Consider the following 19,769-nt stretch of genomic DNA (forward strand, 5'->3'; position numbering starts at 1 on the left):
ATGCCTCGCAATCAGGGTCGCCCGGACTCCCGACGCGATTCGCCTCTGCGTTTCGACTCGCGAGCTCGCTCAACGACCACGTTCCTCGCTCGCTCAACGACCGGAGCAAAATGACTGACACACTCACTCCCGCCCCCGCCGTCTACACCGATCCGACGGGCGCCGACCGCCACCTTCCGGATCCCGAGGCCGACGCCCGCGTTCGCGCAGACGACCGCGGCCACGTGTTCCACTCGTGGAGCGCGCAGGCGCTCATCGATCCGCTTCCCATCGCCGCGGGTGAGGGGTCGACCTTCTGGGACTACAACGGCAACGCCTACCTCGACTTCAGCTCCCAGCTGGTGAACCTCAACCTCGGGCATCAGCATCCGGATCTCGTCCAGGCGATCCAGAATCAGGCTGGTCGTCTCACGACGATCCAGCCGTCGATGGCCAACGACGTGCGCGGCGAGCTCGCCCGCCGCATCGCCGAGGTCGCGGGCGACGGCTTCGAGAAGGTGTTCTTCACCAACGGCGGCGCCGATGCGAACGAGAACGCCGTGCGCATGGCGCGCCTCGTGACGGGCCGCCGCAAGGTGCTGTCGATGTACCGCAGCTACCACGGCAACACCACGACTGCGATCTCGCTGACCGGCGACCCGCGCCGCTGGCCCAACGAGCCCGCCGACGGCTCGACCGCGAAATTCTTCGGCCCCTACCCGTACCGCTCCGCGTTCCACTCGTCGAGCGCCGAGGAGGAGACGCAGCGCGCGCTCGAGCACCTCGAGCAGACCATCGTGCTCGAGGGCGCCACCACGATCGCGGCGATCATCATCGAGACGATCGTCGGCACGAACGGCGTGCTGGTGCCGCCGCCGGGATATCTCACCGGCGTGCGCGAGCTGTGCGACCGCTACGGCATCGTCTACATCGCCGACGAGGTCATGGTGGGCTTCGGCCGCGTGGGCGAGTGGTTCGCGTTCCAGGCGTTCGACGTGAAGCCTGACCTCATCACCTTCGCGAAGGGTGTGAACTCGGGCTATGTGCCACTCGGCGGCGTCGTGATCTCCGACACGATCGCCTCACACTTCGACACCGTGTCCTTCCCCGGCGGGCTCACGTACTCGGGCCACCCGCTCGCGTGCGCGGCGGGCGTCGCCACGTTCGAGGTGTTCGAGCGCGACGGCATCCTCGAGCGCGTGCGCGACCTCGGATCGCGCGTCGTGGAGCCGCGCCTGCGCGACCTCGCGTCGCGGCATCCGTCCGTCGGCGACGTGCGGGGAATGGGCCTCTTCTGGGCGATCGAGCTCGTCAAGGACCGCAAGACCCGCGAGCAGCTCGTTCCCTTCAACGCGAGCGGGACGGATGCCGCACCCATCGCCGCGGTCGCCGCGGCGTGCAAGCGGGAAGGGGTGTGGCCGTTCACGCACTTCAACCGCGTTCACGTGGCGCCTCCGCTCGTGATCACCGAGGACGAGCTGGTGCGTGGACTCGACGTCATCGCCCGGGCCCTCTCGACCGCCGACGAGTACGTCACGCGCTGATCAGCATCCTTTTCCGGCCCCGCGTCCACTTCGGACGCGGGGCCGCTGCACGCCCGTCATTCGAATCGTTCCGATGCGCGGGAATGAATCATCCCTCCCCGCCGTTATCTCTGTACTCAGCACCATGTGCTGCTCCAGGAGGGGACCGTGGGAAAGAACTACATCGACATCGAGAACGACCAGGGCGAGATGCTGCGCTACCGCAAGCACGTCAACGGTCGGGGCCTGATCGCGCACGGAGCGAAGGTGCACCCCAGCGCCATCGTCGAAGCGGGGGCGTATGTCGAACCGGGCGTGCAGATCGCCGCGGGCGCGCACGTCGGCCGGGGCGTATGGGTCGAGACGGATGCCGTGATCGGACCCGACGCCGAGATCGCACCGCACGCCCACATCGGGCCGCGCGCGGCCATCGGCCCGCGCGCGAAGATCGGCGTGCGCACCCAGGTCGGGCACGACGCCCGTGTCGCCGGAGGCTCGCTCATCGGCGACGACGAGACGATCGCCGACGGCGAGCGCGTCGCCACGGACAAGCGCGGACTGCGCCTGGCTGCCTGATCGTCGCGGTGGCGCGTCGGCGCCACCGCATAGGCTCGCGTCGTGCTCAGACGCGTGCTCATCGGAATCCTGCTGCTCGTCATTTCGGGCACGGCCTGCTGGTGGTTCGTCGGGCGCGACGCGGGCGCCGAGGTCGCACAGCCGGCACCGGGCATCTCTTCCACGATGCCGGCGATCCCGGCCGACGCATTCGAGATGACCGTCGAGAGCGTCCACGACGGCGACACGCTGCGCGCTCGCGTCGCCGTCCCCAACGCCGTCGTCGGCGATCTCGAATCCACGCGCGTCCGTCTGCTGGGCATCGACACCCCCGAGATCTCCCCCGAACTCGACTGCTGGGGTGCGGAGGCGACGACGAAGCTGACGTCGCTCATCCCTGTGGGATCGACGATCTGGGTCGCCGCCGACCACGAGGTGCATGACCAGTACGGCAGAACGCTGCTCTACGTCTGGACGCCCGACGGCCGTTTCGTGAACGGCGAGCTCGTCGCGCAGGGCGATGCGCGGGTCGAGGTCTATTCGCCCAATCGCAGCCAGGAGACCCTGCTGCGCTCACTCGAATCCGCGGCCGTCGCCGCGGCGGCCGGGCAGTGGGGCGCGTGCGACTGAGCGGTCACGCGGGTTGAGCGGTCAGGCGAACAGGAACAGCACGAACCCGATGAGGGGCAGCGTGCCCTGGAGGAGCGCCGCCCGCAGGTACCGCAACCCGGTCGTGAGCAGCACCAGCGCGGCGGCGACCATCGACCCCAGCGCGAACAGCACGAGCGCGAGACCCGCCGCGTGGACGGGCGCGGTGTCGCTTCCCGCGAAGAGCAGCACCAGCCCGATGACGACGCCGATCGCGAGGAACAGGTTGTAGAAGCCCTGGTTGTACGCCATCGGCTTCGTCGTGTCGGCGGCCGCCTGGTCGGCCACCCCGAACCGCTTCCAGATCTTCGGTTGCGTCCACTGGACGCTCTCCATCACGAAGATGTAGACGTGCAGGAGCGCCGCGAGCGCCGCGAAGACCGTTGCCAGAATCGCCACCATGAGCGAACCATATCGTCCCGGCTACGCTGAACGCATGGCGAAGGGCGGGTCGCGCACAGGCGGACGAGGTCGCGGCGCATCGGGCAAGCGTCCGGGCGCAGCATCCGCGTCGTCCTCGAAGGCGAAGCCCGCCAAGACGCGGCGGCCGCAGCCGTCGCCCGGGCCGTCGCCGACGCCGCCCGTCGAGCCCGCCATGCCCGCGACTTTCACGCTCGGCGCGATCCCGGGTGCGACGCCCGGCAAGTGGATCGACATCTGGAACGACCGGATGCCGCGGACCAGCCTCGAGCTCGTGCCCCTGGCGGTCGCCGATCAGCGTCGCGCGCTCCTCGACGGCGAGGTCGACGCGGCGCTCGTGCGGCTGCCGCTCGACAAGGACGGCCTCCACGTCATCCCGCTGTACGACGAGGTCCCGGTGGTCGTGTGCGCGAAGGACTCGCACCTGACCGCCGCTGAGGACGAGCTCGACGCGGCGGATCTCGTGGGCGAGGTGCTCATCGTGCCGCAGGACGACGTGCTCGCCATCCAGCTCCCCGGCAGTGTCGCGCCACGGTTCGCGCCACCGGCCGACACCGGCGAGGCGATCGCCACCGTCGCGGCCGGTGTCGGGATCGTGGTGGTGCCGATGTCGGTCGCACGACTGCATCATCGCAAGGACGTCGAGTACCGCGCACTCAGCGGGGGTCCGCTCTCGACGGTGGCGCTCGCGTGGACGGCTGAGCGGACCACTCCCGCGGTCGAGGCCTTCGTCGGCATCGTGCGCGGGCGCACCGCCAACTCTTCGCGCGGCTGAGCGCGCCTGCGCCGAAGCATGGAATGAGGGGTGCCGCCCCAGTCCCATGCAGCACCCCTCGAGGATCGGCGGCGAAGACCCAGAGCCGATTCTGCGTTCCCCAAGAAGGTCTTCTGTCAGCGCCTCCGACCCCCCGTCGGCTGGGCGCAAGCCGTTCCGATGACCAGGAGCACGCAGCATCCGTCCTGATACACGGAACGCGAAGAAACCTCAGAACCCGGCGCCGTGCACCTGGAACGGGGCGACGATGCCGGTGCGGACGGATGCCGCGGCCAGTGCTTCCGAGGGGGCTACGCCCGCGGCGAGGCCCTCGTGCATGGCCGCGAGGAGCTCGCATGCCGCGTCGTCGGCGACGATGACGGGTGCGGCGATGACGCTGCGAACACCCGCGTGCAGCCACACCCTCGTCATACCCAACGCCTCTTCGCCCCACCTCACCGAGGAACGACCGACCTCGCACGCCGACAACACGACAGTGTCGGGGACGACCGGGATGAGGTCGATGTCGTAGCCGAACAGGGTGCCGTCGGCGAGTTCCAGACCGGAGAACATCGGGTTGTCGAGTGCGTGACGGCCATGGGCGGCGACATGCAGCACGTCGACCTCAGAGGCCAGAGCGGTGACCTCCGTGACTGTCGCTTCGGCGCCGGTTCTCACCTGGGCTCGGCTCCACGCGGTCGAAGCCGCGGACACCTCCTCCTCTCCGCGGGCGACGCGGGGGCCGGCTGCGAAGCCGGCGGACCTCGGCGCGCGCGCAGCACTCGAGCGCTGAGCGATCCAGGAGGTGACTGACGTCGCCACCGACAGGGGGCGACGGCCGATCGCGGGGAGCATCATCCACGGGACACCGGAGAGGACGCCCGCGGCCGTGACGAGGATCCGTTCCGCGCCCGAGAGCGCGCGAACGGGAGCGCAGAGGATCCGCGACAGGGTCGCCAGCCGCTCGTCGAGCCCCCGGCGGACCACCGCCGCCATCGGCCCCGCGGTCACCGTCGCCGCCATGTCGAGATCGGCCCGCAGGCCCCGCAGCGCGAGCCTCACGGCATTCCAGTCCAGTGCGATCAGTTGTCGGCTCCCGCGTGTGATGGCGAGTGCAGCGAGCTCGACTCCGTCGAACACGTAGGACACGAGCGCATCGCCGTCACCCAGTTCTGCGACGGCGTCGTCGAGCGTCGCGCGGACTCTGAGTTCACCGGCGGCGGTGTGCGACCACTGCCGCTGACGCGCGCGGTCGCTGAGGAGAGCGGCCCGCGGTGTGGCGAGCCATTCACCGTCCGGCGCCGCGGCGCGCAGCACCCGCAGCTCCGCGAGATCTGCCGCCAATTCGGGGTCGGGCGGCGGGCGAAGCGGTGGGAAGGATCCCATCACCGAGCGTGCACGCTCAGACCATTCGAAGACGGCGGCATGGTTGCCTGATCTGAGGGCCGAGGCCAGCCCGGTCGTGATCAGCCCCGCACCCTTCATCGCCGCGGAGACCTGTATGTCGAGGCTCCCCACGGCATGGCGGGTGCGATCCAACAGATCGAGCCCGGCGGCAGCGTGACGACGGGTGTCGGCCTCGCGGCCCTGTGTGGCGGCATGTGCCGCGCGCACCTCATGCGCGAGGAGCCCCACCTCCAGCGGAGTGCGCCGTCCGATACGCATGACCGGCTGAGCGCCGCCGTGGCCGCTCCTGATGCGCGCCAACGCGTCCGTGAGCCGGAGCGCCTCCGCCTCGGAGTTGAATCCGTGCGCCTTGAGGCCCGCCGTGACATCCAAGACTCTCGTGCGCGCGGGCAGCCGCTGTCCCGCCCTCACCGGACCCCCGGCGCGGTCGACCCGCCCGACCGTGAGCCTGGCACGCAGACCGATCGCCTCAGCACGCACAGCCCAGCCCGAGCTGCCGATCGTGGCGAACCGCCGCGCCGATGCGGCGGCCACCCGTGCCGCGCGGACCGGATCGTGGCTGAGCAACGATCGAGCGAGGTTGTAATCCGCCGTGGCACGGTCGCGCGGAGCACGATGGCGACCGAACGCTTCCGACACCGCTGCGAGACTGCGCTCGGCCTCTGTCACCAACCCTGCTTCGCGGAGCACCTCCGCGCGGTCGAGCTCGTTCACGGCCGCCCACATCGCTGACTCCCCATCGAGCGGTTCCCGGACGGACTGCATCGTCTGCAGGGCCGCCACGAGATCCCCGCCGAGCATGAGCGCATAGCCGCGGTTGTGCACGGCGAGGTTCGCCTCGGTGTCCATGCCCGCTGCCCGATAGGCACCCTCCGCCAGGTGGAGATCCGAGACAGCCGCGTCGAGACGGCCGCGCTGCATGTCGACGAGACTGCGGTTCATCCGCATGTTGGCCTGACGCACCGGCTGATCGCTGAGCCCACGGATGCTCTTGTCCAGCCACCCTGCCGCGTCATCGAGCAGCCCGCGTTCCAGCGCGAGCGACCCGAGCTGACCGTGCAACTGGGCGATCGCGGCCTCCGACAGACCGTCCCGCCCGAGGGCGTCCAGGCACAGCTGCTCGCCACCATCCACGTCGCCGAGGCGAGCGAGCACGTAGGCCGTCGTGCCCGCGATGCGCGCACCGAGCTCGATGTCGCCCTCGGCTTCGGCGCGCGCGGCACCGGCCGCGAGCACGCGCCGAGCGTCTATGAAGCTCCCTCGGGTCGCGAGATGCCAACCCCGCTGGTAGAGCTGTTCACCGGTCGCCGCCACACAGCCATGATGGACCCACCCGGCAGACGAGTGCGACCGGCAGGCCCCGCCAGCCGCACTCTTCTCTCCCTGGCTAAGGGGCCGTCTGACCCGGGAGCGGTGTCGACTTGTCCCGCACCTTCACCCATTCGAGCGCCTTTGCGACGGGGTCCTGCCCCGGAGCCGCAGTCTTGGCGGCACCGGGATCCATCAGGGATGGAGCGAGAGCCCGTGCGATCCGACCCGAGACGTACGGTGCGGCGAACGAGGTCCCGCTCCAGATCGCGTAGCCACCGGAGAAGTCGTCCGGGTCCAGGCTCTGCCGTCGACGGTTGTCGCGGTCGGCGCGTGTGCCGGCCTGCACGCCGCCCTCGAACGACGGGAACGCGCTCACGACAGAGGTGCCGGGAGCGAAGGCTGTCACCCAATCGCCGACGTTGCTGTACAGCGCGACGGATGTCGCTTGAGGATTCAGCGCCCCGACGGCGATGTGCTGGGCAAGCCCCGGCGGCTCTTCGAGTTTCAGCTCGGGATCGCCGTCCTTGGACAGCGCGGCGGGAAACGCCGGTCGTTCCGTCGCATCGTTTCCGGCGGAGCACACGACGACGCACCCCCGGCGGCGCAGCGCCACGAGTGCCTTATGGAGTCGCAGGCTGAAGCGTCCATCCTCGGGAGTCTCGTGGTAGTAGCCGAGCGAGAGGTTGACGACGTCGACGACGTTCTTCGCCTTGTCCGAGTCCATCCAGAGCGCGAGGTCTTCGAGCGCATCGATGAGCTCGCTCTCGAGCACTGCGCCATTGCTGTCGGCGACACGGATCGAGATGAGATCCGCCTCCGGGCAGACCTGACGGATGATGCCGCAGACGAACGTACCGTGGCCGGCGGCGGCGTCGAGGAACCCATCGAGAGGTCCGGACTGGTCGCCGTGGATCTCGGGATCCGTGAGGGGATCCTCGACACCGATCACGTCCCCGGTTCGGCTCGGCCAGGGGAGCCTACGCCGGACGATCACGGGGTCGACCGTGTCGATCGCATCGGCCGGCTCGTCATCGAGGTCGTCGAAGCGCTCCGGCCTCGACGGCGCGGGCGTGGCCGGCTGTGACGGCGTGGTCTCGGCCGGGAGCCACGGGTGGACACCGCACCCGGTGTCCACGACGGCGACGACGGGCCTGCGGCCGCCTTCGGCGACGACGCGCGTTCGCCGCGGCGCCGTCCCGAGGAACGACACGAGCTCGAGGCCCCCCGTCCCGGGATAGGCGTAGCCCGCGGTTCCGCTCGGGTTGGTCATGCCGTGCGGGTTCGTCATGCCGTGCGGGTTCGTCATGCCGTGCGGGTTCGTCATGCCGTGGGGGTTCGTCATGCCGTGAGGATTGACGCCCACCGGATCGATCGTGAGCACGTGATCCAGCCCGACATTGCGCAGTGCATCGATGTCGACGGACGGCACCTCCACCAGCGGCTGCTGCGGGGCCCGCGATCGGGACTCCGCCCGGATGGGCTCCGCAGCCCGCGCCGCGGTCTTGGCGACGTCGCGACGCACCTCGCGGCGGATCTCCTGACGGCGTTGCTCGCTCACCTCGCTGGGGGCGCCTTGTTCAGAAAGGCCGCGCGCTGCGGGCTCAGGGCGCTGCGACGCGCCCTCCTGTCCGCGATCGGCCTGCTGCTCCGCGGCCAGACGTCGCTGGTATTCGGCTTCCTCGAGGGCCACCCGACGCGCGTGCTGCAGCAGCCGCCAGGCGTCGACGGCGGGAACCGGTTCGTCGTCCCGCTTGTCGCTCGGAAGCTGGATGATGCGCGCCCGCGTGAGAGCGGGCTCGTTCTCCGCAGATGGCCGGATCTCATCGAGGTCGACCTCCCACCCGAGCTCCTGGCCCGCAGCGAGCAGCGCACCCTTCGCGTCGGCGGTCTCACCCGAGATCACGAGATGGCCTGGCGCGTACGCCGAGGGGAACGCCTCCACTCCCGGCACGATGTCCCGACCGGGATCGAGCGGAACGCCGAGCGGGGCGCCCGCCTTCACTCGCGTACGCCACGATCCACCGGCACGCTCGTCTTCGGCCATGTCATCTCCTCACACACGTGGGAGCCGCGGCCCCCAGGCCGCGGCATCCGTTCTTCGTATCTCGAACTGGTTGTCAGACTTCGAACTGCGGGGTCTGGAAGTCGCGCAGCGCGCCGTCGGCGTCGCGCACCACCAGGCGAAGCCGCGCCATCCCGGGCGTGACCTCGTCGAAGGCGAAGCGTCCGTGCTCGCCCGGTTCGGCCGACCACTCGCGGTCGCCCTGGATGAGACGGATGGCGAGGGCCGTGGCGTCCACCCATCCGTCCACGCGCCGGTCGCCGCCCTCGGTGGCGGTCACGTGCAGCAGCACGCTGGTCGTGCCGTCGCTGAACTGGAGAGTCGCCGTGTCGGTCTCGCCGCGCACGGCCGCGAACGTCCCCTCGACCAGCGTCAGGAGTGCGTACTCCCGCGACAGGTCCTCGACGGCGACGGCGGCGACCATCTGGTCCACCAGGTCGGCCGGCACGGGGTCGACGTCCTCCCACATGCGCCGCATCCGTGCGAAGAGCGCGGCGTCGGCCGCAAAGTCCTCAGTTTCCATCGTCGTCACCTCTCCATCCGTCTCCCTCGAGTACGGCGCGTAGCTTCGCGAGGCAGCGCTGGCGGGTCGGTCCGATCGATCCGATGGGCATCGCAAGGTCTTCGGCGATGCGGGCATAGTCGGGGCGGTCCTCGAACGCGACGATCCGCAGCAGGCGCTGGCATCGTTCGTTGAGCGTTCCGACCGCTGTCCAGAGGCGACGGGTCTCGTCGTCCTGCGCGGCGGTCTGCTCGGCGGATTCGTGGACGGGAAGGTGCGGTTCGAGCGACTCGGCCTCGGTGGCATCGGCACGCCGGTGCTGTTTGCCGACTCGCCACGCCTCACGGCGCGCGCACATCGTGAGCCACCCCGACACCGCGAGCGGGTCGTTGATGGTCTCGTGACGGCGCACGAGCGTCAGCCAGGTCGTCTGCACGACGTCCTGCGCCAACGAATGGTCGAGCCCGTACGCCCTCACGACGTGCCATAGCGGCGGCGTCATCAGGCGGACGAGTTCGTCCATCGCACGGCTGTCGCCTTCACGCCACCGCACGAAGAGTGCGGCGGCGCGCTCCCATCGCGCCGGCTCCACGGAGTCGACGGATGGTTCGGCGTCAGCCTGCGTCATAGCGCCCATTCTGTCCACACCATGCCCGAGCGCGATAGTGCGGGTTTGATACACGCACGCCGCCCGAATACCGACGATTTCAGCCGTCTCGCAGGGTCCGGGAGTGGAGACCTAGAATTCGTGCATGACGACCGCGCCGTTGCTCTATGTCTGCGTGCGCCCGCAGCTGGGTGCGGCGGCCGCCGAATACGAGTCCTTCCGCACCGCGATGCACCTCGACGAGAGCCGCCTCGCCCGCCACGACCTGGTGCGCGAACCGCTTCCGGACGACGTGTTCGAGCGCTACTCCGGCTTCCTCGTGGGCGGCAGTCCGTTCAACGTCACCGACCCCGAGTCGACGAAGACCGACGCTCAGCGGCGCCTCGAAGCGGCCCTCGCCCGCATCGCAGAGCGCACCGCGACCGGCGACGGTCCGGCCGCCCTCTTCACCTGCTACGGCATCGGCATCGCGACCCGCACCCTGGGCGGCACGGTGAGCCGTGCCTTCCCCGAGGACACCGGCCCCGTGGCGGTGGAGCTCACGAAGCGGGCCTCGGCCGACCCGCTGTTCGGCGCGCTCGCGAATCGCTTCACCGCGCTCACCGCCCACAAGGAGGGGACGGAGAGCCTGCCGCCGGGAGCGGTCCTGCTGGCGAGCAACGACGGATGCCCCGTCCAGGCGTACCGCGTGGGCGAGCGGCTCTACGCGACCCAATTCCACCCCGAGCCGACCACGAAGGCGTTCACCGAGCGCATGGCCGTGTACCGCGACGACGGCTACTTCGATTCCGCGGACTACGACGCGATCGCGGGACGCGTGCTCGCAGCATCCGTCACGGAGCCCACGCGGCTGCTGCGGGCGTTCGCCGACCGCTTCGCGCCCGCCTGATCACACCTCGGCGTTGCGGACCGCGGTCAGCGCGCGCACTGCGGTGCCGATGAGCGCCGCACCGAGGATCAGTGCGGCGACGACGATCGCCGTCACCCCGATCGCGGTGCTGTGCGGCTCGCCCTCCAGCCGGCCGACCGAGAGCCAGATCAGCCCCCACGCGAGCGCGAGCGCCGGCCCGAGGCGCCAGCGGCTCGCGATCTCGATTCCGAGCCCGATGACGGCGACGGCGATGAGGACGACCACGCCCCACAGGTCCGCCGACGCCTCCCACTCGGGCGCTCCGATCGAAGTCAGCCAGGCCGTGATGTTCGCGACGGTGGCGAGCGTCACCCAGCCCAGGTGCAGGCCCGTGACGCCGTCGACCAGCAGCCGATCGGCCCAGCCGTCGGCGGGCTCGATGACGGTGCGGCTGAACGTGACGCCCAGCAGCGCGAGCAGCACGATGATGGCGAGCACCGTGAGCCCAAGCGAGCCGAACTGGGCCGTGACGAGCCACAGTCCGTTGAGTGCCATCGTGCCGGCGATGAGGTATCCGAGCGCTCGCTGCCGCTCGCTGCTGCGCTGGCGCGGCAGCGCCTGCCACACGGTGTAGGCGAACAGCCCGACGTAGATCGCGGTCCAGATCGAGAACGCCGGCCGCGCCGGCGCGAGGTACGAGCCGTCCTGGTCGAGCGCACCGTCCTGCAGCGCCTGCACCGGCGTGCCGCCGAACAGGCCGGTGCCGACCATGGCGGCCACGATCATGAAGCAGAACGCGCTGATGACGATGATCTGCCGGGCGAGGTCCTTGGCGGTCATCCTCACACGGTAAGGCGCACGCCACCCCGCCACGAGGGCTCTTGACATCCCGTCACCCGACGGATACCGAGGGTCTTACGCGCCGCCCGGCGGGTCGAGCAGCAGGGCGACCCGCTCCGAGAGATAGGCCTCGAGCGGCATGAGTCCTCCGGCGGCGCTCCATCTCACGCTGGGCACGCCATCGGCAGGGAACAGCGGAGCGGATGCCTCGCCCCTGTCGACCGCGCCGGGCTGCAGCATCCGCCATCCGATGTGCACGGTCTCGCCCTCCGCGAAGCCGCCGCGACGTGCGGCGGCGGCGAGTTCGGCGCGCTGCCGCTGGGACTCGGCGGTGTAGCCTCGCCGGGCTTCGTGCCGGGCGCGGAGGATGTCGCCCGTCGCGAAGACGGCGTCGTCGGTGAGGAGCAGCACTCCCAGGTGCCACGCGTCGCCGCGCCGTTCGATGCGGGCGGCGCGCGCCACCCCCAGGAAGCGCTTGGGCACGATCAGTTCGCCGAGCGCTTCGCGGGGCACGTCGGTGAGCCGCGAGCGGGTGGCGTCGAGGAGTTCGAGGGTGCTCACGCCATGTCGTCCAGGAGGGACGGGCTCGCCGTCAGCCGCTCGCCGCGCAGCGCCATGCCGACCAGCGGGAACAGCAGCACCGACAGCATGCCGCCCGCGACGAGCACGGTCTGCTGCGTCGTGTCGAGGATCTTCTCGTCCACGCCGATCTGGGTGACGGCGACGATGATCGGAAGCCCGGTCGCACCCAGGAGCGCGATCGACAGCCGCTCGCGGCGCGAGGACCCTTCGGGTGCGGCAAGCGTCGATGGCAGCCCGCGGACGACGAGAAGCGCGACGAGCACCAGCGGCACCAGCCAGAACAGCACGGGGTCGTCGAGCAGGCCCTGGAGGTCGAACGTGATGCCCGTGTAGATGAAGAAGATCGGCACGAGGAAGCCGAACGCGACGCCCTCGATCTTGCTCTCGACGGCGTCGCGGTCGTGCTCGGAGGCGTCGCGCATGAGGAGGCGCCAGATGATGCCGGCGGTGAAGGCCCCCAGCAGCATGTCGAGGTCGAGGACGATGCTCAGCGCGACGAGGGCGGCGAGGATCACGAACACCACCCGGATCGCGAACTGCCCCGAGGTGTGCAGCGTGGAGTTCACGAACGAGTGCATCGCGCCGCGCGGCACCCGGAACGCGAGCCAGATCGCGAGCCCCGCGAACGCGGCGAACAGCGCCAAGACGATGGTGGACAGGCCCGGCTCGCGGCCGCCGAGGAAGATCGAGATCGCGATGAGCGGCCCGAACTCGCCGACGGCGCCGACGGCGCCGACGGCGCGGCCGAACGGGGTGCGCAGCTCGCCGGCGTCCCGCAGGATCGGCAGGAGGGTGCCCAGCGCCGTCGAGCACAGCGCGACGCCGATCACGATCGCCGCCTCCCCGGGCGCGAGCAGCCAGCCGGCCGCGATGCCCGCGGCGAGGCTGATGATCCACCCGAGCGACGCGCGACGGCCGAGGCGTCCGCGGAACGATCCGAACTCGATCTCGGTGCCGGCGACGAAGAACAGCATCGCGAGTCCGAAGTTGGCCAGGACGTCGACGAAGGCGTTCGGCCCCGCCCAGCCGAGAACCGCGGGCCCGATCAGGATGCCGAGCACGAGCTCGAACACCACCACGGGCACGCGCACCCACCGCCCGAGACCTCGGGCCAGAATCGGGGCGAGCACCCCCAGCAGCGGAATCAGCAGGAGCGTCGAGGGTGTGAGACCGTCCACGCGAACAGACTAGCCAGCCGGGGTCACCCCGCCGAGACCCCCTCGAGCCAGCGGAGCATCGCCGGCAGCGCCAGATAGGCCACGGTCCCATGGTTGGCGAACGGGATCTCGTGGTACGTCACGTCTATGCCGAGGTCGGCCTCGTGCTGTGCGAACTCCGTCGTGTCGGACGGCACGACGAGCTCGTCCTCGAGCCCCTGCGCCAGGAACAGCGGGGCGTCGAACGCGGTCGCCCCCGCCGAGTTCTCGTCGAGCAGGCTCGCCCAAGGCTCGGTCTTCGTGGGATCGCTCATGGTGAAGTCGCCCACGAGCGGCTGCCCGATCTCGTGGAGCTCGGAGATGTTCGTCAGCAGGCACAGCTGGTTCATGCGCGGCACGATCTCTTGCGCGGTCGGCGTGAGGATCCCGTCGAGGGATGCCTCGGGGTAGACGTCCGCGTAGGCGGTGAAGGCATACGACCCGATGGTTACCCCCGAGATGTCGTCGAGGTGTGCGCTCATGAGGCCCGGCAGGTCTGCCGCCGGCGCCGCAGCGGCGACGGCGCGGATGTCGAGCTCTGGCGCGTAGTCGGCCGCCTGCTGAGCGGCGAAGAGCACCGCCTGACCGCCCTGCGAGTGGCCCCACAGCACGACCCGCTCGCTCGCTCGGGCGTCCGTGATCGCGCGCGCGGCCCGCACGGCGTCGAGCACCGCGTTGCCGCCGGTGACGCCGACGAGGTACGAGTCGGGACCTGCCGTGCCCATGCCGACATAGTCCGTCGCGACGACCGCGTACCCGCGGTCGAGGAGGAACCGCAGCCCCTCGATGCCGACGAACGGGTCGAAACCGTACGACGGCGCGCAGTCGCGCGCGGCACCTGTCGTCGGGTGGCCCCACGACACGACGGTGCGTCCGCGCGACGGTGCGGGCGTCAGCGGCGCGACGAGCACGCCGGTCGCGACCGCCGGATCGCCGTGCACGTCGGTGGTGCGGTACATGATCCGCCATGCCCGCGCGGCGAACGGTGCGCCGAGGAGTGCGTCGGCCTTCACGAGCGAGCCCGGCTCACCGTCGGCGGCGTCGTCGGGCTGGGCGTAGAACGCGTCGATCCCGGGGCGCTCGAGCGCATCACCGACGAGCCGCGCCTCCTCTGCGGCGACGACCCCGCCCACGACGGCGAGCGTCGCCGCCACGAAGGCGAAGACGAATCGCTGCCGGCGCGCGCGGCGCGTCGAGGTCCCCATTGCTGCGACGGTAGCGCGTCGCACGCCGGGAACGCGCGCACCGGCACCGCACGGCGGGCGCGGCAACGTGCGTTTCCGGACGGACCTCGGCTCAGTTCTCCAGCTGCCGCTCGGGCGGGGTCAGCTCTGCGCGGCTGCGCCGGTGGCCGATGAGCGCGAGGATCACGCCGCCCACGAGCCACGCGCCGAGGATCGTCCACTGCGCCCACGTAGAGGCCTCCGGGAAGTACATCACCGAGCGCAGCAGGTTCGCCGATGCACCCGGCACGAAGAACTGGACGACCGCGCCCCACGGCTCGGGGAGGAACTGCGGCGGCAGGGCGGCGCCCGCGATCGGGTTCGCGATGAACATCGTGATGACAGCCCCGACGGCGATCCCGGGAGGGCCCATCAACGCTGCCAGCCCGATGATCAGCGCGGAGGTCGCGGCGACGCCCACGCCGAGCACCGCGAACAGTGCCGTGTTCGGTCCGCGGGCGGTCGACGAGTACCTCGAGAGCGCGGCCGCCGTCCTCGCGAGCGGACCCCCTCCGCCCGTTTAGACGGGACGCACTCCGGGGTCGTCGACGGGCCGGGTCGCAGCATCCGGAGCGGTCTCGACAGGGGCGGGCACGGCGGCGATCTCGCGGACGGCGACCGGAGCGACCTGGCCCGCGCCGCCGCCTCGGATCTGCCGGTGCAGACGCTCCATCCGGGCGTCGAGTTCGGCGGCGGTCTCGGCCGCGTCCTTGAGGCTCTCGAGCAGCTCGTCGGGCACGCGCGTCGCGTACTTGTAGTAGATCTTGTGCTCGAGGCTCGCCCAGAAGTCCATCGCGATGGTGCGGAACTGCACCTCGACGGGCACTTCGATACGCCCCGTCGACAGGAACACCGGCACCTCGAGGATCGCGTGCAGGCTCTTGTAGCCGTTGGACTTCGGCGACGCGATGTAGTCCTTGACCTGCAGCACGCGCACGTCGTCCTGGGCGGTGAGCAGGTCGAAGAGGCGGTACACGTCGGCGGTGAAGCTGCACGTGATGCGGATGCCGGCGATGTCGGTGATGCTCCGGCGGATCGAGGCGAAGTCCCCGTCGATGCCCTTGCGCTGCACCTTCTCGACGAGGCTGTCGGGCGATTTCACGCGGCTCGAGACATGCTCGATCGGGTTGTAGTCGTGCGTCAGCAGGAACTCGTCGCGCAGGATGCCGATCTTCGTCTCGACCTCCTGCAGGCCGAAGCGGTACTCCATCATGAAGCGCTGCAGCTCGTCCCGCAGCTCCCGGAGCTCGCTCGGTGAGACGGTGATCTCACCCTCGTCGGACGCCGTCGCGGGCACCAGAGGTGCGGGAGTCGCCATGCCTTTCACGCTAGGCGGCAGTTCTACGAGAGTCCTGTGAGGAACGGTCCCCACGGCCCCTCCGGCCGCATGGGCCCAGCTGCGCCTTCGGCGCCACAGGAGGGTCAGGCGTCGTCGAGGGCGCGCTGGGCGCGCTCGTTCGCCTGGGCGGCGTCCCGGGCCTTCGCCGCCACGTCGGACCGCTCGTCCTCGACCGCGTCGAGCTTCTCCACGGCCGCCCGCTCGTCGGCTTCGAGCGCGGCGAGGTCGCGGCGGAGGTCGTCGATGCGCTCCCGCACGTGGTCGACCCGCTCCTGCGCCTTCGCGCGTCGCGCGTCGACGCGCGCGAGCTCGCGCTCCGCCTCGTTCGCGAGGCGCTCGGCCTCGCGCGCCGCCTTCTCCGCAGCCTTGCGGGCCCGGCGCTCGGCGAGGTCGTCGCGCGGGGGTGCGGACACGGCTCCGGGGAGCGACCCGCCCACCGCGTCGGTGAGCGCGGCCGGGTCGATGTCGCCCGCCTCCAGGGGCTTGACAAGCCGGGCTGTGAGGACGGCGGCCGCGGCCGAGGCATCCATCACCGCCGCATTGATCGTCTTCTCGACGTCGTCCCGCGCGGCCGTGCTCAGGGTGCCGCCCGCCTCTTCCGCGAGCCCCACCGCCTGCTTCGCGAGGGCGGCCACCAGCTGACGTCGTTGGCGGCCGAGGCGCGCCAGCTCGGCGGCGTCGAGGTCGTCCTGTGCTTCGCGGAGCGCGGTCGACAGCTCCACCGCGTCGGCGAGCTGCCCGTCGCGGGCGAGCAGGTTGACCGCCCACGCCGAGACGGTGGGCTTGCGCAGCGCCTTGAGCCGCTTGGCGAGCGCCGGCGCCGCGAGCCCCGCACGGGCGTTGCGGGCGGCCGTGAACTCCGCCGGCGGGAGGGCGTACAGCTCCGCGGCGATCGCGTCGAGCTGTTCGTCGGCGTCGGCCATGCGCCCATTGTGTCCCATGGCCCCGACCGTTCTCAGGACCGACCGCGGCGAGGGCGACCAACGCCGCGTTGCCGCGGTGGCCGAGGCGCGCGGCATCCGGAGCGGTCCTGCAAACGGTTCGGAAGGCCGCGGGATCGCGATCCCGGAAGCCCCGCCGCGAAGAGCTCGCGAGGGGCCGCCAGGGTCAGACGATCTCGTAGAAGCGCCAGAGACCGAACTCGGGGACCAGCACCCGGACGTCGGACCACCCCGCCGAACGCGCGTAGCCGCGGAGGGTCGAGGGGCGCATCACCGTGCCGGTGCCGGCGCTCGGGGTGTGCGAGCGACCGTCGGGCAGGCAGACGAAGAGGCTGAATCCGTAGAGCAGTCGTTCGAGCTCGCTCGCGTTCGCGGCGAAGCGTTCCTCGGTGGCCTCATCCATGATGACGACCATGCCGTCGTCGCTCACCGCGCCGCGCGCCGCCGAGAGCACCTCCACGGGATGCGGCATGTCATGCAGGCACTCGAACGCGAAGACGGCGTCGAACGGGCCGTACTCGGCGACGAGCGCCGCGTCGCACAGCAGGAACTCGACGCGGTCGGCGACCCCGGCTTCAGCGGCGTTCTGCCGGGCCGCCTCGACGGAGGCCTCGTCGATGTCGAGACCGACCACGCGCAGCTGCGGGTACGCCTTCGCCAGGGCGATCGAGGACCAGCCGCCGCCGAAGCCCAGGTCTGCGATGCGGGCATCGGGGCGCCGGAGCACGGCATCGAGCCGGCTGATCCCCGCGAAGAGGTCGGGCAGATCGTCGAACCACGGCCGGTTCATGTCGGCCTGCGCCTCGCGGGCGTGCCGGCCGAGCTGCTCCCAGCTGACGCCGCCGCCGGTGCGGTAGGCGTCGAGGAGGGCGCCGATCTGGGTTCCCGAGGCCGCCATCATACGAGCGAGCGGTTCGAGGTAGGACAGACTTCCCCGGTCGAGCAGCACCTCGGCGACACCCGGAGCGAGGCGGAACCGCCGAGCGGCGGGATCAGCGTCCTCATCCGCGCGCAGGATGCCGGTCGCGCACTGCTGCTCGAGCCACTCGCGGGCGTACCGGGCGTCGGTGTGCGTGCGCTCGGCGAGTTCGTCCGCGGTGAGCCCGTCGGCCCGCGACAGCACGGCGTACCAGCCGAGCTGCGAGCCGAGGTGGACGGCCATGAGGTCCATCCAGCCGAGCGTGGCATCCATGATCCGGTCGGCGAAGGCCGCGGTGGCCTCGGTCTCGGTCGTCACCTCGGACTCGGTGGTCGTCGTGGACATCTTGTTCTCCTTCACGAGTGCTCCGTCTGGTGTCTGACCCCGACGCTACGGAGCGTGAGGGAGCCGCCACGTCCGCAGAACCGCGCAGATCCGCCCCGTGCGTCTGCACCATTCGATGCAGGGCCCGTCACCGAACGCGCTTCCCGGCGTGCTCGCGCCACCATGCGGCGGCGGCCGTGCGCGATCCGACGTCGAGCTTCACGTAGATGTTCGCGAGGTGCCGGCTCACGGTCTTCTCGCTGATGAAGAGCTCGTCGGCGATCTGCCTGTTGGCCCTGCCCTGCGCGACGAGCTCGACGATCTCGCGCTCCCTGGCGGTCAGCGGGCCGCCGTCTTCGGCAGCCGCGGATCGCACGACCACCGGAGGCGCGCCGAGGCGCTCGAAGATGGCACCAGCCTGCTCCCGCAGCTGCGCGGCCAGCGCCGGCTCTCCGCGGAGCTCATGGGCGGTGGCGAGCCAGCAGAGCACGTTCGCCTGCTCCCAGGGCTGCCCCAGGCGCCGGAAGAGGTCGAGGGCGGCGTGCAGCCGGCCCACCGCGCCCGCGGCATCGCCCGCCTGGATCAGGATCATCCCGCGTCCGTGGGCCGCCCACGCCTGGAACCCGTCGCTGCCGAAGGCGCGCGCGTCGTCCTCGAGCTCGTCGAGCAGGTGCTCGGCCTCCCGGGGCCGCCCGTGCGCGAGAGCGATCTCGATCCCCGGACGCAGCAGCCGCGCGCGGCCCATGCGATCGCGCTGCTCGAGCGCGGCGGCGATCATCGCCGCGGCCCGCTCGGTGTCGCCGTCCGCGAGCACCAGCAGCGCCTCTCCCGGCACCGGGTCGATGCCCGCCTCGCTCGCACGACGGTAGGCCTCGCGTGCTCCGGCGGCGTCCCCGCGGAGCCGCCGGATCTCGCCGAGCTGGTTCCATCCCTCACCGGCGATCCAGGGGTGATCGGATCCGAGGTCCTCGCACGCGCGCTCGAGCGCCGCTTCCGCAGCATCCCATTCCCCGCTCGCGGACTGGAGCTCGAGTCGGTGCACGCGGCAGACGCCGGCGTAGAGGACGTGCGCGCCGCGTGCGGCGCACCAGGCCTCGGTCGCGCGGGTCCAGTCGGCCATGCGGCGGAAATCAGCGAGCTCATGGCACACGTGGATGGTGGTGCACAGCACATCGCCCGCCCACTCCGGCTCGAGTTCGTCCGACACGACGCAGAGCATCGCCTCGTCGAGTTGCGCGAATCCCTCGGCCGTTCGCCCCGCCCGGATCGCGTGCATCCCGGCCACGACCGCGCTCAACGCGGACACCGCGGGCCTGCGCAGCGCGTCGGCCAGCTCGCGCATGCGCGACACGCTCTCGGCCGGCCACAGCGCGCCGGTGCCGTCGAGGTCCATGCTCGCCGTGAGGTACACCTCGTACGCGTGCCCACGACCATCCGGAAGATCGGCGAGGATCCGCCGCGCGCGCCGCGCCCACGCCGTGCCGACCGTGATCTCGGCGCGGATCAGGCGCACGAGCGCGACGACGAGCGCCGCTTCGGCCGCGCCCATCGCGTCGCCCTCGTCGGAGAGCACACGGAAGGCCGACTCGAGGCGCCCGAGGCAGGCGTCCTGGCGCCCGAGCCACCACTCGCACGACGCGAGCGCGCGCAGGTCGGCACCGGTGGCCGCGGCGTCGCGGCGGGCCCCCTCGAACGCCTCCCGCGCCGCCTCCCAGTCACCGGACCGGTATGCCGCCCGAGCCTGTTCGAGCACGGCGACCGTGTCCGCCATGCCCGAATGCTACCGC

At 71.1% G+C, this 19,769-nt stretch carries 19 protein-coding genes; 5 read left to right on the forward strand and 14 right to left on the reverse strand.

Annotated features, from left to right (window positions below; translation table 11 throughout):
* Positions 1-110: 110 nt before the first annotated feature.
* From Q9R33_RS19730 to Q9R33_RS19740, 3 genes are all read left to right on the forward strand, one after another.
* A complete protein-coding gene (locus Q9R33_RS19730) occupies positions 111-1,523 on the forward strand; it encodes an aspartate aminotransferase family protein (RefSeq protein WP_311294859.1) in 1,413 nt (470 codons plus the stop codon).
* Positions 1,524-1,670: 147 nt separating this feature from the next.
* Positions 1,671-2,078 carry a transferase gene (locus Q9R33_RS19735; protein ID WP_056372272.1) on the forward strand — a complete coding sequence of 136 codons (408 nt, stop codon included), beginning with the start codon at positions 1,671-1,673 and terminating at the stop codon, positions 2,076-2,078.
* Positions 2,079-2,120: 42 nt separating this feature from the next.
* The gene (locus Q9R33_RS19740; protein WP_311294860.1) at positions 2,121-2,687 is read left to right on the forward strand and encodes a thermonuclease family protein; all 567 of its coding nucleotides are present in this window, start codon (positions 2,121-2,123) and stop codon (positions 2,685-2,687) included.
* A gap of 21 nt (positions 2,688-2,708) precedes the next feature.
* Here the strand turns inward: Q9R33_RS19740 and Q9R33_RS19745 are convergent, their stop codons facing one another.
* Positions 2,709-3,107 carry a DUF1304 domain-containing protein gene (locus Q9R33_RS19745; protein WP_310250171.1) on the reverse strand — a complete coding sequence of 133 codons (399 nt, stop codon included), beginning with the start codon at positions 3,105-3,107 and terminating at the stop codon, positions 2,709-2,711.
* Here Q9R33_RS19745 and Q9R33_RS19750 point away from each other — a divergent pair.
* Positions 3,106-3,900: a LysR substrate-binding domain-containing protein gene (locus Q9R33_RS19750; RefSeq protein ID WP_311294861.1), complete on the forward strand. Its 795-nt coding sequence runs from the start codon at positions 3,106-3,108 to the stop codon at positions 3,898-3,900. The genes Q9R33_RS19745 and Q9R33_RS19750 overlap by 2 nt on opposite strands.
* 210 nt (positions 3,901-4,110) lie before the next feature.
* Here Q9R33_RS19750 and Q9R33_RS19755 read toward each other — a convergent pair whose 3' ends face one another.
* The 4 genes from Q9R33_RS19755 to Q9R33_RS19770 form a co-directional block, all read right to left on the reverse strand.
* A complete protein-coding gene (locus Q9R33_RS19755; protein WP_311294862.1) occupies positions 4,111-6,600 on the reverse strand; it encodes a CHAT domain-containing protein in 2,490 nt (829 codons plus the stop codon).
* Positions 6,601-6,673: 73 nt separating this feature from the next.
* The gene (locus Q9R33_RS19760) at positions 6,674-8,641 is read right to left on the reverse strand and encodes a S8/S53 family peptidase (RefSeq protein WP_311294864.1); all 1,968 of its coding nucleotides are present in this window, start codon (positions 8,639-8,641) and stop codon (positions 6,674-6,676) included.
* Positions 8,642-8,714: 73 nt separating this feature from the next.
* On the reverse strand, positions 8,715-9,182 hold the full coding sequence (locus tag Q9R33_RS19765) for a hypothetical protein (RefSeq protein WP_056372401.1): 468 nt from the start codon (positions 9,180-9,182) through the stop codon (positions 8,715-8,717).
* A complete protein-coding gene (locus Q9R33_RS19770) occupies positions 9,172-9,789 on the reverse strand; it encodes an RNA polymerase sigma factor (RefSeq protein WP_056372262.1) in 618 nt (205 codons plus the stop codon). The genes Q9R33_RS19765 and Q9R33_RS19770 overlap by 11 nt, the downstream gene beginning before the upstream one ends.
* A 124-nt stretch (positions 9,790-9,913) precedes the next feature.
* Here Q9R33_RS19770 and Q9R33_RS19775 point away from each other — a divergent pair, with 124 nt between their 5' ends.
* Positions 9,914-10,657 carry a glutamine amidotransferase-related protein gene (locus Q9R33_RS19775; protein WP_310250185.1) on the forward strand — a complete coding sequence of 248 codons (744 nt, stop codon included), beginning with the start codon at positions 9,914-9,916 and terminating at the stop codon, positions 10,655-10,657.
* Here the strand turns inward: Q9R33_RS19775 and Q9R33_RS19780 are convergent, their stop codons facing one another.
* From Q9R33_RS19780 to Q9R33_RS19820, 9 genes are all read right to left on the reverse strand, one after another.
* On the reverse strand, positions 10,658-11,458 hold the full coding sequence (locus Q9R33_RS19780) for a tryptophan-rich sensory protein (RefSeq protein ID WP_311294865.1): 801 nt from the start codon (positions 11,456-11,458) through the stop codon (positions 10,658-10,660).
* A gap of 75 nt (positions 11,459-11,533) precedes the next feature.
* Positions 11,534-12,019 (reverse strand): glutaminase, encoded by a 486-nt coding sequence (locus Q9R33_RS19785; protein WP_311294866.1) that lies wholly within the window; start codon positions 12,017-12,019, stop codon positions 11,534-11,536.
* Positions 12,016-13,218, reverse strand: coding sequence for a cation:proton antiporter (locus tag Q9R33_RS19790; RefSeq protein WP_310250192.1), 1,203 nt, complete (start codon positions 13,216-13,218; stop codon positions 12,016-12,018). Before Q9R33_RS19790 ends, Q9R33_RS19785 begins: the two co-directional genes overlap by 4 nt.
* A 23-nt stretch (positions 13,219-13,241) precedes the next feature.
* Complete coding sequence (locus tag Q9R33_RS19795) at positions 13,242-14,441, reverse strand: alpha/beta fold hydrolase (protein WP_311294867.1); 1,200 nt, start codon at positions 14,439-14,441, stop codon at positions 13,242-13,244.
* A 91-nt stretch (positions 14,442-14,532) separates the two neighbouring features.
* Positions 14,533-14,880 (reverse strand): hypothetical protein, encoded by a 348-nt coding sequence (locus Q9R33_RS19800; protein ID WP_311294868.1) that lies wholly within the window; start codon positions 14,878-14,880, stop codon positions 14,533-14,535.
* Positions 14,881-14,979: 99 nt separating this feature from the next.
* On the reverse strand, positions 14,980-15,777 hold the full coding sequence (locus tag Q9R33_RS19805; protein ID WP_056372252.1) for a GTP pyrophosphokinase family protein: 798 nt from the start codon (positions 15,775-15,777) through the stop codon (positions 14,980-14,982).
* 104 nt (positions 15,778-15,881) lie between these two features.
* Positions 15,882-16,721 carry a transposase gene (locus Q9R33_RS19810; protein WP_311294869.1) on the reverse strand — a complete coding sequence of 280 codons (840 nt, stop codon included), beginning with the start codon at positions 16,719-16,721 and terminating at the stop codon, positions 15,882-15,884.
* Between the two features lie 184 nt (positions 16,722-16,905).
* Positions 16,906-18,003: a class I SAM-dependent methyltransferase gene (locus tag Q9R33_RS19815; protein WP_311294870.1), complete on the reverse strand. Its 1,098-nt coding sequence runs from the start codon at positions 18,001-18,003 to the stop codon at positions 16,906-16,908.
* A 127-nt stretch (positions 18,004-18,130) separates the two neighbouring features.
* Positions 18,131-19,753 carry a response regulator transcription factor gene (locus Q9R33_RS19820; RefSeq protein ID WP_311294871.1) on the reverse strand — a complete coding sequence of 541 codons (1,623 nt, stop codon included), beginning with the start codon at positions 19,751-19,753 and terminating at the stop codon, positions 18,131-18,133.
* Positions 19,754-19,769: the final 16 nt, after the last annotated feature.

Origin of the sequence: Microbacterium sp. PRC9 (genome assembly GCF_031844125.1) — a bacterium.
Classification (GTDB): Bacteria; Actinomycetota; Actinomycetes; order Actinomycetales; family Microbacteriaceae; genus Microbacterium.

What these genes read in the sequence shown, in the direction of transcription:
- Q9R33_RS19750 (WP_311294861.1), top strand. Translation starts at nt 3,106, where the DNA reads ATGAGCGAACCATATCGTCCCGGCTACGCTGAACGCATGGCGAAGGGC.
- Q9R33_RS19765 (WP_056372401.1), bottom strand. Translation starts at nt 9,182, where the DNA reads ATGGAAACTGAGGACTTTGCGGCCGACGCCGCGCTCTTCGCACGGATG.
- Q9R33_RS19820 (WP_311294871.1), bottom strand. Translation starts at nt 19,753, where the DNA reads ATGGCGGACACGGTCGCCGTGCTCGAACAGGCTCGGGCGGCATACCGG.
- Q9R33_RS19775 (WP_310250185.1), top strand. Translation starts at nt 9,914, where the DNA reads ATGACGACCGCGCCGTTGCTCTATGTCTGCGTGCGCCCGCAGCTGGGT.
- Q9R33_RS19745 (WP_310250171.1), bottom strand. Translation starts at nt 3,107, where the DNA reads ATGGTGGCGATTCTGGCAACGGTCTTCGCGGCGCTCGCGGCGCTCCTG.
- Q9R33_RS19805 (WP_056372252.1), bottom strand. Translation starts at nt 15,777, where the DNA reads ATGGCGACTCCCGCACCTCTGGTGCCCGCGACGGCGTCCGACGAGGGT.
- Q9R33_RS19815 (WP_311294870.1), bottom strand. Translation starts at nt 18,003, where the DNA reads ATGTCCACGACGACCACCGAGTCCGAGGTGACGACCGAGACCGAGGCC.
- Q9R33_RS19780 (WP_311294865.1), bottom strand. Translation starts at nt 11,458, where the DNA reads ATGACCGCCAAGGACCTCGCCCGGCAGATCATCGTCATCAGCGCGTTC.
- Q9R33_RS19760 (WP_311294864.1), bottom strand. Translation starts at nt 8,641, where the DNA reads ATGGCCGAAGACGAGCGTGCCGGTGGATCGTGGCGTACGCGAGTGAAG.
- Q9R33_RS19810 (WP_311294869.1), bottom strand. Translation starts at nt 16,721, where the DNA reads ATGGCCGACGCCGACGAACAGCTCGACGCGATCGCCGCGGAGCTGTAC.
- Q9R33_RS19770 (WP_056372262.1), bottom strand. Translation starts at nt 9,789, where the DNA reads ATGACGCAGGCTGACGCCGAACCATCCGTCGACTCCGTGGAGCCGGCG.
- Q9R33_RS19795 (WP_311294867.1), bottom strand. Translation starts at nt 14,441, where the DNA reads ATGGGGACCTCGACGCGCCGCGCGCGCCGGCAGCGATTCGTCTTCGCC.
- Q9R33_RS19730 (WP_311294859.1), top strand. Translation starts at nt 111, where the DNA reads ATGACTGACACACTCACTCCCGCCCCCGCCGTCTACACCGATCCGACG.